This is a genomic window from Streptomyces sp. NPDC039462, from assembly GCF_055639375.1.
Genome location: NZ_JBVKAO010000001.1, coordinates 769,377 through 781,484 on the forward strand (window position 1 = coordinate 769,377; position 12,108 = coordinate 781,484).

Genomic DNA, 12,108 nt, shown 5'->3' on the forward strand with positions numbered 1-12,108 from the left:
CGTTCACCTATTTCAGCAGGTCGTAGTCGATCGTCCAGTCACGCTTCGTCAGCATGGCCTGGAACTTTGTGTTGTTCTTGAGGCTAGCCACCATATCTGCGATGTGGCCGTCGTATTTGCTGCCATATCGGCCACGAATGTCATCGATGTCCATCTTCATGGCTTGATCCCATCGGCCGCTGTCGATCAACTGCCGCTGCGCGGCCCGCCATGCGTCCGCGCGAGGGCCCGAGCCAGTACTCCTGAGAGCGCGGTGGTCGGCGAGATCCATTCTGATCGATGGTCCCATGCCTGCCCCGCCGCTCTTGGTCACCTTAAATCCGGGCTCCCCGAGGTGGGCATATGAGGCTTTAGCGGGGATGTGGTTGATCTCCATGTCGATGCTGGACAGACGGTTTCCGTTGGCATCCTTGAGGTTGGCGGGCTTCAGGCCGCTGTACCATCCCCCGTCCTCTGTGCATCCCTTGGCGATGAGCCCTTCGGGGTCCATCTGGAGGTGTGGATTGGTGACATAGGCGACCGGGTTCGGTCCTGCGTCGAGGCCGAGCGGATCAGGGCTGATGTACCGGGCGGTTTCGGGGTCGTAGTGACGGAAGTAGTTGTAAAAGAGCCCCGTTTCTCCGTCGTCGTACTGCCCTGGGAAGCGGAGAGGCGTGTAGGCGGCGGCGTCACGGTTCCAGGACGTTGCGCCCCACACCGTCGTCCGGCTCTGCCAAGCCACATCCCCTTGTTCGTCGACGAGTTCGCTGGGGGCGCCGATGAGGTCCGTGACGATGGCGAAGAAGCGCGAGTCGATGTCCGCCCGCGCCTCGGGGTCAAGGCCGGTTCGTCGTTCGAGTTGAGTGAGGGGGCGGTAGGCGTCGTAGTCCCAGGTCAGTGTCGTCTGCGTTGCCGTGTCGGTCTGTTCGACCACACGAGGGCCGTCCCAGGTGAAATAGACGGAGTGCAAGATCGAGCGTTCGTCGTCCGTCATGCGGTGCTTGGCCGTGCGGCGCCCCAGCGGATCGTAGGTGTACGTCCACAGGGTCCCGTCGGGGGTGCGGCAGGCAGTCAGCCGGCTTTCCGCGTCCCAGGTGTAGCGCCATGTGTCCGGCTTTCTCGACAGCCGGTTCTTCTGGCGGAGGACGGTGCGTCCTGCTGCGTCGTATTCGCACCGGATCCGGCCGGCGGTGAGCAGCCTGGTTCCCTCATAGATGCGCTCGCCTCGCCCCTCACGGCGATGGGCCTCATCGGGCCATTGCGCCTGGGTCTGGTTGCCCGCGGCGTCGTAGGCGTATTCCTCGGTCCAGTTCTCGGCTGTGACTTGCCGTGGCCTGCCGGTCAGGTCCAGGTCGAAGGATGTGCTTGTCCCGAGCAGCTGGTCGGATATGCGTTCCAAGAATCCGTCGGCACGGTAGTCGTAACCGAGGTCTCGCAGGATGCGGTCAGGAGTGGCCAGAACTTGCGATATCAGACGGTCGCATTCGTTCCAGGCTGAGGTGATGGTGACGGGTTGGTCGGACCGGCCGAAGGCCCGCGACACTTCGCGGCCCCGTGCGTCGTGGGCGAAGACCAGGGTGCGGCCGTCGCTGCTCACGCTCGTGCGGTTTCCTGCGGCGTCGTAAGCGAACTCGGACACCGCTCCCGTGGGCGTGGTGCGGGATGTGACACGGCCCAGCAGATCGTAGGTGTAGCGCGTGGTGCGTCCGTCGACTGTCTCGGAAAGCGGGCGCCCGAGTGCATCGCACTCGAAGGTCATCGTCGAGGTCGGGGAGGACAGGCTCACCAGGTTGTCGGCCGCATCGTAGGTGTAGTGGGTGGTGTGCCCTGCTACGTCCTTCGACGTGATGCGGCCGAGCGCGTCATAGCTGGTGGATATGCGATCGCCGAGGGGTGTTGTGCGGGCCACGACCCGGCCTGCCTGGTCGTGCTCGTAGCTGATGGTGCGGCCGTCGAAGTCGGTTTCCGAGGTCAGGCGCCCGGCCGGATCGTATGCGTATGTCCAGGTGAGGTTCTGGGGGTTGAGTACCTGGACGAGTCGCAGTTCGGTGTCGTAGGTGAACTCGTAGCGGCTGCCATCAGGGCCGATGCGGGCCGCGACCCGGTCGAAGTGCGTGTATTCGAAGCGGGATACGGTACCCAGGGCGTCCGTGCGTGCCGTGCAGTTGCCCTCGCCGTCCCAGGTCGATGTCTCTTCGCTGCCATCCGGCAGGACGCGGCGTGCGAGCCCTCCTTCCACGGTCCAGGACAGCCGCGTGACAGCACCGAGCGGATCGGTGACCGTGACAGGGCGGCCGAAGGCATCGCGTTCGTAGTCAGTCACCGCACCGAGCGGGTCTACGACCTGGATCGGAAGCCCTGCCTTGTCGCAGCGAATGTGTGCGGTGTGACCGAGGGGATCGGTTACGCCGGTGAGGTGCCCTGCCGAGTTGTACGCGAAGCGAATCTGGGCACCCGCCGCATCGGTGGCTGCGGTGAGGTTGCCCCGCGCGTCGAAGGTTTGATGGCGTGTGAGACCAGAAGGTCCGGTGACTCGGACAGGCTGGCCCAGTTCGTTGTACTCCACGAACGTTCCGCGCCCGTCAGGGCGGATGGCGGAGGCGAGGAGTCCGGCCTCGTCGTAGGTGAACTGCCTCGTGTGACCGAGAGGGTCGGTGACGGAGACCAAGCGGCCCTGGTTGTCCCACTCCTGGTGGGTGACATGGCCGAGCGGGTCCGTCCGGCGGACGAGTCGCGATGCCTCATTGTGTTCGTAATAGCTGGTGTGGCCAAGGGAGTTGGTGACCTTGGTGGTGCGGGTCTCATCGTCGTAAGCAAGTGTTCCCGAAAGACATCCGCCGCTGCCTTCCGTAGCTACGACGCGACCGTGGTCGTCGTAGCTGTAGGCGTACGCCGTGCCGTTGCGGTCGAGCCAGGAAACAATGCGGCCCGCGTCGTCGTATGTGAAGTGTTCGGAAAGACCTGAGGAGTTGGTGACTTCAACGAGGTTCCCTGTTGCCTCGTCATAGCCAAGAGTGAGAAGGCTGATCCCGCGCGAAGAGGGGGCTTCGGCGTCGAGGAGGCGCAGGCCGGTGATGCGAGGTAGATGAGGATGTCGGTCCAAAGCGATCCGGTAGCCAGCAGTGTGACTCACCTCGATCGGGGCGCCGTCATCAGCGTAATGGACGGTGATGCGCTGGTCATTGAGGTCCACGATCTCCTGCAGAGGGAGATCGACGGCTTGACCGTCCGCCGCAGGCCGGGGGGAATGAAAGACATGCGCAAGGCCGGTCCCCGGGTCGAACAGCCGCAGGGCACCGTCGGTCTCGGTGTCCCAGGACAGGAAGAGACGCGCCCCGGTTGTCGGAGATACGGGCTCGGCGGCATCGGGAGCCAACCGCGGGAAGACCAGGCGCGCGCCGTCAGGGGCGGCGTAAGTGATGGTCTCATCGCCGACTTGAAGGCGCTGGTCGAGCGTCGAAGCCCAGGATATGCCGAACCAGCCGCCCCACCGATATGACGAGAGGTGAGTGCGTTCCAGAACGAGGGGGAGGGTGCCCGGCAGTTGGACATCCGTCTCCGTCAGAAGCATGTCGCCCGTGGCGACGTCGATCGGATCGACTACCCACTCCTTTAGCTTCGCCCGGATCGACGCGAGATTTACCCGCAGCTTCCCAGGCAACAGGTTCGGGCGGACCAGACCATCGCCTCCCAAGCCCAATGCCTTGCCCATCTTGGACAGCTCGCCGGGCTTGAGCTTCTTCAATCCCTTACCGAGGGCCTTGCCCAGGACGCCGGCGCCGACGCCGAGGATCGCACCCTCGGCCAGCAGCTTGGAGAGCTTCTCCGGGTCCTTGAAAGCGCTCGGATCTTGCAGAGCGGCGTCGAAGGCGGCGAACTTCATGCCCTCGCCCGCCATCTTTCCGACCTTGGCGATCGTCTTGATCTCCCCGAGGGCCTTCAGCGCCCGCTCCAGGCCGCGGATCGCCTCCATGACGGTGCGGATAACCCAGGCCATACGGCTGCCGGACTTCTCGATCCGGGCGATCAGTGCCACGACCTTCGCGGCCCGCGCGCCGGCCGCGAGGCTGCCCGCGATCGCGGACAGGCCGCCGGTCAGTACCGACAGGGCCAGGCCCGCGATCTCGAACTCGGCGATCTCCGCGAGGATCACACCGATCTCGGTGAGGAGTTCGTGGGCTTCGTCGGCGAAGTCATCCAGTGCCTTGGCGCCCTCGCGTAGCGAGTCGGCCATGTTGGTGGCCTGTGTGCGGCTGGTCTTGGCTCGCTTGTGGAGGGCCTTGGCGGCCTTGCCCTCCCACTCCAGATCCTTGAGCGCCACCTCGGCGGCGTGGGCTGCGGCGTCAAGCCCCTTGGCCAGGGCCCGCCACTGCTTGGCTATCTCCCGGATGCCGTCCGGGTCGACGGCGGGGTCGGTGATGCCGAGGAACTCCAGATTGCTGGCGAGGGTGTCGCCGAAGGCGTGGTTGGCCTTGTTGATCCATTTCAGCGGGTTGAGATCTTCGGCGTCAATTTCGAACTCGGCGTCGCCGGGGATGATGTCGAAGCCCATGTACGGCTCAGCCCCTCTTGGCGCGAGCCGCAGCGCTCAGCAGAACATCCAGCAGGTCGAAGGCGTCGGAGACGTCGTCCACGAACTTCGCCTCGGCCTCCCACTCCTTGTGCAGGTCCTTGGTGAGCTTGGCGATGGTGTCCATGCCGTCCTGGATGTCGTCCTTGGCACTCATCAACGACCCCAGCACACCGAACGCGGACAGATCATGCGAAGCGGCCGTGAAGTCATGCAACGGCTTACGGGTGTGGTCATCCACCTTGCCCAGCGCGGCGGCCGCCTTGTGCAGAGCTTCCGCATCCTTCTTCAGATCCGACATGGGTCCCCGTCAATCGTGGTGAATCGTTGATACCCGCCGCCCCAAGGCCCTGGGCTGGCCGGGTCTGCGGAGGGTTGACTTTTCGTCAAGGCAATGAAAGAGATCATGCTGGTGCCCGGCCGCGAACAGCTCGAACAGGGCGAGAGAGGGTGGTGCTCTGTCAGCGGTTGATGGACTGGATCTCCTGGACGTTCATGTCCTGGGTGGTCTCGAAGGTTCCATCGGGAAGGTCGCCCTTCGCTCCGCCCGTCCCCTCCCAGGAGATCGCCCAGGTGATCGATGCCTTGATCTGGTATGGCTCGCCGTTCGTGGCCCGCAGGTACTTGATGCCGCACGGAGGAGTGTCGCCGGAGGCGCCCTTGGTGAACGGGGTGCCGATGGAGCCGTCGTCGTTGATCGTGCACTCGCCGGACGCGGGGTAGGCCTCGGCGTCGTCCGTGCCGGGTTCCAGGTGCAGGGCGACCGGCTTCGCGGTGGTCACCGCATACAGGCCGGTGCCGGGCAGGTCGGCGCGGACTGTGATGTTTTTGAAGGTGCTTTTGTCCAGCCACACCCAAGTGGGCAGGTTGACCGTCGACTTGGCGGCCGGCTTCACCTCGATCTCGGTGTCCGGGACCTTGATCTTGTTGTAGGCGTAGGCGGCCAAGGTTTCCGGGGTGGGAGCGTTCTTGTCCTTAGGGATGGTGCCGGCGTCCTGCCAGAACATGACGCGGCCGCAGTCCCACGCCTTCGAGTCCTGGTAGTGGCCCTCGCGGACCGTGCTTCGCCAGAACATGCCCTTCTTGCCGAGGTTGTACTTCTTGTACCCGTCGGCGCTGCTGTTCGCGGGAGCCGTCAGGTCGAAATTGCTGTCCGGCTTCCCCTTCTCGTAGTGGTCCACCCACAGGCCGTTGCTCCACCAGACGTGGGCATTGACCAGGCCGCCCTCGCCGGTGGCGACCGCGTCCTTGAGCTGCTTCGGGGAAAACACGGGCTCGTACCAGCATGCCGGGGGCTCCCAGTTGGGGTCCACGGAGGTGAGCTCACCCACGGGAGCCTTCGATGTCCGGCCGCCGGGATAGGTGAGCTTGATCTTCGAGTTGGACACAGACGCCATCAGGTCCTTGCCAGAGGCATCGCCGCCCACGGAGTGGTCGGGCTTCTTTCCGCCGCCCGTCGATTCCTCCCCGCCCCCGCCGATGGCAACGGCTGAAGTGGGCAACAGGACGGCGACGGCGGTGAGCAGGGCCAAGGCTCCACCAGCACGGCGGTAGGCAGAGGTCATTTCTGGCATCCTCCGCGGTCCGTCTCCACGGTGGAGGTCTGCCACACGCCATCGGCGTTCTTGTCCAGCCGCGTGCGGTACTGGACCTTCGGGTCGTCGCCTTCGGGCGTGCCCTCGACCTTGCCCGACTTGAGGTTCCGTGTGGACGCCTTCGCCTCGTCCACACAGTAGAAGAGGACGCCGAACCCCTCATTGCTGATGTGCACCTGGGGGTTGGAGACGTGGACTTGTCCCTTGAGGGTGAGGCCCTCGTACGTCTTCACCCATTCCGGGGCGGACTTGAGGGCCGCGCCCGCACTATAGAACTCCAAGGCGCTGTCCTGAGGATCGCCCGCCATGATGGCGGCGTATCCGGCCCGCAGCCGCTCCTTCCCGTCGTCCAGGATCACTTGCAGCTTCGGGTCGCTGTTCGTCCAGCTCCCAAAGTCCGCCCGGAAGGTCTTGGGGAGCTTGATCTCCGGCCGCTTGGCCCCGCCCGGCTTCGCCGACGCACTCGCCGAAGCCGACGCCTCTCCGCTCCCTGCCCCCTTGATCTTGTCGGAGGCATCATCGTCTCCGCCGCCTGAAGTGCAACCGGTGAGCAGGAGCACGGCGCTTGCGGTGATCGCGACCGCAACGGGCAGGAAACGGCGATTCACTTCTGACTCCCGGTGGGGCGAGGGATCTTGAGGGCAACGAATGACACCCAGGGTGTAAATGCTGTCACGGAGGTGATCGCTTCGTACATCCAGGCCCTCGACTTGACGGAACACTGCTACCCATCCACACATAAACTGCGTAGGCAAGCCGAACACCGCCAATCCACATAGAAGCGCATATCCCCTTGAGCGGGGCACAGCGGAGGGGGCACAGGACGGGGCGGGAGCAGCGTCACAAACGCGACCGGGGCATCGCCGAGCCGCGGACCCGCTACTGCTTGACCGGTGTCGTGCAGCTGCGTCGCCAGTAGGGGTGGCCTTGATCGATCTGTCTCGCCAGGCGGAGGGGCGTGGGCTCGGTCTGTCGGCCATCCCAGCTGACGCCCTGGTTGGCGAGTACGACGCCGACTCCGTCGATGAGGTCCGCATGGGCTGTCTCCGTCGTGGGGATGACGGTGAGCCGATGTTCGCGACGTGGCAGGACGTCATGCGAGGCTGGCCCAGGAGTGACCACAGGTGCGGGACGGTTTGGCGCCTTTCTGGAAGGGAGCCGACCGTGCGAGATTCTCCGGGGATCAGCCGGTGGTGCGGTAGGCGACGACGTTCTTCTTGTCGTCGTCCAGGGCAATCCCGGTGTACGCCGTACTGCAGCTGCACACCGCAGCCGATCCGTCGCTCGTCGTCGAAGCCGCACGGCTGTGGAGCGAGCCGGCCGGTGGAGCGGCTGCTCGGCCCGCGTGCCGAGACCGAGACGCTGCTCGCCCTGCCCGTGGCGCCCGCGTCTGGCCCCCGCTCGAGCGGCTGCTGAAGGACGCCGCTCCCGATCAGCTCCGGCTGAGTGACGACGAAGCCCTCGACCTCCTCGGGGAGGCCACCGACACGTTGCGTGCGGCCGGTATCGACGTGCACTGGCCGCGTGAGCTGGGCAAGGCGCTCACCGCCACCGCCGAGATCGGGCAGCGCACCGCCCCCGGCTCCAGCGCGGGCGGTCTCCTGGATGCCGACGCGCTGCTGGACTTCCGCTGGCAGCTCTCGCTCGGCGGCCAGCCGCTCACCGAGGCCGAGATGGATGCCCTCGCCGAGGCCCGCCGCCCCCTCGTGAGGCTGCGTGCCCAATGGGTGGTCGCCGACCCGAAACTGGTCGCCCGCGCCAAGCGCCGCCGACTCGTCCCTCTCACCCCCATGGAGGCTCTGGGTGCCGCGCTGACCGGCGAGGTGGAGCGGGACGGCGAACCGGTCCCGTGCGCTGCAGTTGGCGCGTTCGGCGGCCTCATCGCCCGTATCCGCGACCCCGAGTCCCGCACCCCCGCCCCGCAGCCCGCCGCTCTTTAGGCCACTTTGCGCGACTACCAGAAGCGGGGCCTGGCCTGGCTGGCCGAGATGTGCGAACTCGGCCTCGGCGGCTGCCTCGCCGACGACATGGGCCTGGGCAAGACCATCACCCTCATCTCCCTGCATCTGCACCGGCAGGCCGCCCCGCCACCGCAGGCCCCGCTCTTGTCGTCTGTCCTGCCTCCCTGCTCGGCAACTGGCAGCGCGAAGCCGACAGGTTCGCGCCGCACGTCCCCGTGCGCCGCTACCACGGCGGCGACCGCCACCTCAAAGACCTCGCCACCGACGAGATCGTCCTGGTCACCTACGAAGTCCTGCGCCGCGACCAGGAGGCCCTCGCCGAGGCCGACTGGTCGCTGATCGCCGCCGACGAGGCCCAGCACGTCAAGAACCCGTACGCCGTCACCGCCCGCGAACTGCGCGCCCTGCCCGCCCGCGCCCGCGTCGCCCTTACCGGCACCCCCGTGGAGAACAACCTCTCCGAACTGTGGGCACTCCTGGACTGGACCACCCCCGGACTCCTCGGCACCCTCACCGCCTTCCGCGACCGGCACGCCCGGCTGATCGAGACGGGCGAGGACCCCCAGGCCGCCGAGCGCCTCTCGCCTCGTCCGCCCCTTCCTGCTACGCCGCAAAAAGTCCGACCCGGGCATCGCCCCCGAACTGCCCGCCAAGACCGAGACCGACCGCGTCTACCCCTGACGCCTGAGCAGGTTGGCCTGTACGAGGCGGTGGTCCGCGAGACCATGGCGAAGATCGCCGAAGCTGAGGGCATCGCCCGCCGCGGACTCGTGCTGAAGCTCCTTACCGCTCTGAAGCAGATCTGCAACCACCCGGCCCAGTACCTGCGCCAGTCCATGCCCTTGCGCGGCCGGTCCGGCAAGCTCGACCTGCTCGACGAACTGCTCGAGACCATCACGGCCGAGGGCGAGTCGGTTCTGGTCTTCACCCAGTACAAGCAGATGGCGACTCTGTTGGAGCAACATCTCGCCGAGCGCGGCGTCTCCACCCTCTTCCTGCACGGTGGCACGCCCGTCGCCCACCGCGAGGAGATGGAGGAAGCCTTCCGGCAAGGCGAAGTTCCGGTATTCCTGCTGTCGTTGAAGGCGGTCGGCACCGGACTCAACCTCACTCGCGCCACCCATGTGGTGCACTACGACCGCTGGTGGAACCCGGCCGTCGAGGACCAGGCCACCGACCGCGCCTACCGCATCGGCCAGGACAAGCCCGTCCAGGTGCACAAACTCCTCGCCGAGGGAACCGTGGAGGACAAGGTGGCGAAGCTGCTCGCATCCAAGCGTGCGCTCGCCGACGCCGACGCCGACGCCGTCGTCGGCTCCGGCGAGGCAGCCTTGACCGAACTGTTCGACGCGGACCTCGCCGAACTCGTCGCCCATGGGCAGGCAGTCATGAGCCCGGCAGCCCGACGTGGTCCGGTGCGCGGCAAGCGCGCCTTCGCCGCCACCTGGTGGGGCCAGGCGTGGGTGGCGGCCCTGGAGGACTCCACCCCCGACGCCGGGCGCCTGTCCCGCGGCCGCACCTGTGCCCGCAAGGGCATGGTCGGCCCGGTCTCCATCGCGCCAGGCCAAGTGAAAGCACCTGTTCAGGGCAGCCGCCCCCGCCCGTACCGCTCCTCGGTCCACCTGCCCGTCCTCACCCGCACCCAGTGGGACACCCTGCTCGACACCATCGCGGCCCGCGCGGGGCATCTCGCAGCGCTCCTCGACGGCGAGATGCCCGCCGAACTCGTCGACGACGCCCGCCACGCCGGAGTCCCCCTTCTCCCGCAGCCCGCCGAACTCGACCCCGAGTGCTCCTGCCCCGACTGGGGATACCCGTGCAAACACGCCGCCGCACTCTGCTACGCGATCGCCGCCACCATCGATGACGACCCGTTCGTGCTCTTCGCGCTGCGCGGCCGTGGACGCAAGGAAGTCCTCGCCCAGCTGCGCGCACGCCGCACCACGGGCCACACCGTCGACGCTCCAGCCGCTCCTGCCGGTATCCACGCGGCCGGCGCCTACGCCGCGTGGGCCGCCCTGACGGGGCACGCCCCGCCGTTGCCCGACCTGCCCGAACCCTCCGCCCACTCCGCCGCACTGCCGGTTCCCCCACCGTCGAGCACCGGTCTCACCAGCCCCGATCTGGAGCGCCTGATGACCGATGTGTCGGCACGCGCGTCACGGCTGCTGTCGGGCGATACCACCACCCTGCACCTGACCCAGCACCAGGACGCGGTACGCATCGCCGCGAGCAATCCCGGCCCCGAGTGGTTCCACCAACTGATCCAGAACACCGGCGCCAAACCCACCTCCTTCGCCCGCCTCACCCGCGCCTGGCGCCACGGCGGCCCCACCGGCATCACCGTCGCCGAACAGCCCCACACCCCGGCTCGGCCACCATGACAGTCGCCCGGACCGCCCTGACCACGGCCCTCGCCGAAATGACCACCGCCCCTGTGGCTCTCAGGGCCTGGCGCAACCGCCTCACACTCACCGGCCACGGCATCCAGCTCCGCCTGGGTCCCGACGACCACTGGTACCCCTACCTCCAGGACGACGACGGCGAATGGTGGCCAGCCGTACCGGCCGACCCTGACCCCGTCACGGCACTCACCTTCGTCTGACGGCATACCGAGGACTGACAGGGCTGTTCACTCGCAACGCGGGCTCTGACGCTGCCCCTGAACGAGGCGGTAGACCTCCCGGGCCACATACCGCTTCAGGCAGCGGATGATCTCGCGCTGGATCTTCCCTTCCGTAACCCGTCTCTCGTAATACGCCTGGGTACGCGGGTCCCAGCGCAGTCAAGTCAGCACAATCCGGTACAGGGCACATAGGGGAAAGCCAAGCGCGACCGCGCTGACCTGCACCCTCAGTGACGGGCATACGGGAACACGTCGTCGAAGGCCACGGTGTCCATACCGCAGCACAACTGCCTTGAGGCCGCGTACGTTTCTCAGGCGGCCGCGTATCACTGTGCGCAGTGGCCCTATGGTCACTCGACAGGTCTGGGCGGGCCGTCGGCCCGTAGACGCTCACGAAGTTCAACCAGAGCTGGCGTCGGCACTGCAACAGCTGAGGAACCCCCGTCGGCCTGCCTCCGGCGCGGCGTCGTCCGCAGTTGGTCAAGACGGATCGGGGCTTGTGCTGGAGGCTCCGCTGTCTTCCGGCTCGCCGCTCTCGAGTACGTGGAGGAGCAGGGCGGTGACGGCGCGGGCGGCGCGCCGAAGGCGTCGACCGCGCCGAGGAGTTGAAGCCGGACGTCGTCCTGATGGACGTCAAGATGCCCGGCACGGACGGCGTCGAGGCGCTGCGCAAGCTCTGCGAACTGGCCAACCCGTCCATCCGCTGGGTGGCACCGGAGATCCACGCCAGTGTGGGGCGGCCGCGGGCGAACTGGGTGTGGCGCACTGAGTGGCTATCCCAGGTAGGGGTAGGTGCCGGCCGGGTAGTGGCCGATCTGTTCGTGCATGCTCGGGTGGATGTCGAGGGTCTGGAGGTCGTCCGGGTGGACCCAACGTACGCCGCCTGCCTCGTCGTTGATGGTGGGCTTGCCGCCGACGGGGCGGCCGATGTACGCGACCTCGAACTGCTGGCGGATCTCACCGTCGGTGTACGCGACGATGTGTGCCGGGTTGGAGTACACGCCGAGGAAGCCGGTGACCTCGGCGATGATGCCGGTCTCTTCTTGGCATTCGCGGACCGCGCACTGGGCGGGGCTCTCGCCGATGTCCTGGGCGCCCCCGGGAAGGGCCCACTGGCCGGTGTCGCGGCGCCGCTGCAGGAGGATCTCGCCCTCGTCGTTGACGGCTAGCATGTTGCTGGCGGGGATCAGGGTGTTGGCCTTGGGGGCCTTGGGGTTGTAGTAGTACTCAGTCCTGCCCACTGCGGTGGTGCTCCTTGCTTTCGACGTTGCCGGGTGCCCAGGGGCGCACTGTCTTCCAGGCACCGACGAGCCCGCCCACCTGGGCGGACTGATAGGAGCTCTGACGAGCGTGGTCGGCGAGCAGGCCGTCCGCGGA

The 12,108-nt window shown here is 67.0% G+C and carries 8 protein-coding genes and 2 pseudogenes; 4 read left to right on the forward strand and 6 right to left on the reverse strand.

Features of this window, described 5'->3' with window-relative positions; all coding sequences use genetic code 11:
- Positions 1-7: 7 nt before the first annotated feature.
- The 4 genes from ACZ7LU_RS03190 to ACZ7LU_RS03205 all read right to left on the reverse strand — a co-directional run bounded on the left by ACZ7LU_RS03190 (position 8) and on the right by ACZ7LU_RS03205 (position 6,752).
- Complete coding sequence (locus ACZ7LU_RS03190) at positions 8-4,531, reverse strand: DUF6531 domain-containing protein (protein WP_471915506.1); 4,524 nt, start codon at positions 4,529-4,531, stop codon at positions 8-10.
- A 7-nt stretch (positions 4,532-4,538) separates the two neighbouring features.
- Entirely contained in the window at positions 4,539-4,850 is a 312-nt protein-coding gene (locus ACZ7LU_RS03195; protein WP_471915507.1) for a hypothetical protein, read from the reverse strand.
- A gap of 160 nt (positions 4,851-5,010) precedes the next feature.
- Positions 5,011-6,114 (reverse strand): hypothetical protein, encoded by a 1,104-nt coding sequence (locus ACZ7LU_RS03200; RefSeq protein WP_471915508.1) that lies wholly within the window; start codon positions 6,112-6,114, stop codon positions 5,011-5,013.
- On the reverse strand, positions 6,111-6,752 hold the full coding sequence (locus tag ACZ7LU_RS03205; RefSeq protein ID WP_468085596.1) for a hypothetical protein: 642 nt from the start codon (positions 6,750-6,752) through the stop codon (positions 6,111-6,113). Before ACZ7LU_RS03205 ends, ACZ7LU_RS03200 begins: the two co-directional genes overlap by 4 nt.
- Before the next feature lie 633 nt (positions 6,753-7,385).
- Between ACZ7LU_RS03205 and ACZ7LU_RS03210 the strand changes: the two genes are divergently transcribed.
- The 3 genes from ACZ7LU_RS03210 (at position 7,386) to ACZ7LU_RS03220 (ending at position 10,710) form a co-directional block, all read left to right on the forward strand.
- Entirely contained in the window at positions 7,386-8,084 is a 699-nt protein-coding gene (locus ACZ7LU_RS03210; RefSeq protein ID WP_471915509.1) for an SNF2 helicase-associated domain-containing protein, read from the forward strand.
- A 185-nt stretch (positions 8,085-8,269) separates the two neighbouring features.
- Complete coding sequence (locus tag ACZ7LU_RS03215) at positions 8,270-10,489, forward strand: SNF2-related protein (RefSeq protein ID WP_471916467.1); 2,220 nt, start codon at positions 8,270-8,272, stop codon at positions 10,487-10,489.
- Positions 10,486-10,710: a hypothetical protein gene (locus tag ACZ7LU_RS03220; protein ID WP_471915510.1), complete on the forward strand. Its 225-nt coding sequence runs from the start codon at positions 10,486-10,488 to the stop codon at positions 10,708-10,710. The genes ACZ7LU_RS03215 and ACZ7LU_RS03220 overlap by 4 nt, the downstream gene beginning before the upstream one ends.
- A gap of 27 nt (positions 10,711-10,737) precedes the next feature.
- On the opposite strand, the pseudogene ACZ7LU_RS03225 reads toward ACZ7LU_RS03220, so the two are convergent.
- A pseudogene (locus ACZ7LU_RS03225) lies at positions 10,738-10,890 on the reverse strand (IS110 family transposase); the annotation flags it as partial.
- A gap of 419 nt (positions 10,891-11,309) precedes the next feature.
- Between ACZ7LU_RS03225 and ACZ7LU_RS03230 the strand changes: the two are divergent.
- A pseudogene (locus tag ACZ7LU_RS03230) lies at positions 11,310-11,429 on the forward strand (response regulator); the annotation flags it as partial.
- Between the two features lie 75 nt (positions 11,430-11,504).
- Here the strand turns inward: ACZ7LU_RS03230 and ACZ7LU_RS03235 are convergent.
- Positions 11,505-11,972: an NUDIX hydrolase gene (locus ACZ7LU_RS03235; protein ID WP_471915511.1), complete on the reverse strand. Its 468-nt coding sequence runs from the start codon at positions 11,970-11,972 to the stop codon at positions 11,505-11,507.
- Positions 11,973-12,108: the final 136 nt, after the last annotated feature.

Excerpts from the sequence above, each read along its gene's own strand:
- ACZ7LU_RS03195 (WP_471915507.1), bottom strand. The coding sequence starts at position 4,850 with ATGTCGGATCTGAAGAAGGATGCGGAAGCTCTGCACAAGGCGGCCGCC.
- ACZ7LU_RS03220 (WP_471915510.1), top strand. The coding sequence starts at position 10,486 with ATGACAGTCGCCCGGACCGCCCTGACCACGGCCCTCGCCGAAATGACC.
- ACZ7LU_RS03190 (WP_471915506.1), bottom strand. The coding sequence starts at position 4,531 with ATGGGCTTCGACATCATCCCCGGCGACGCCGAGTTCGAAATTGACGCC.
- ACZ7LU_RS03200 (WP_471915508.1), bottom strand. The coding sequence starts at position 6,114 with ATGACCTCTGCCTACCGCCGTGCTGGTGGAGCCTTGGCCCTGCTCACC.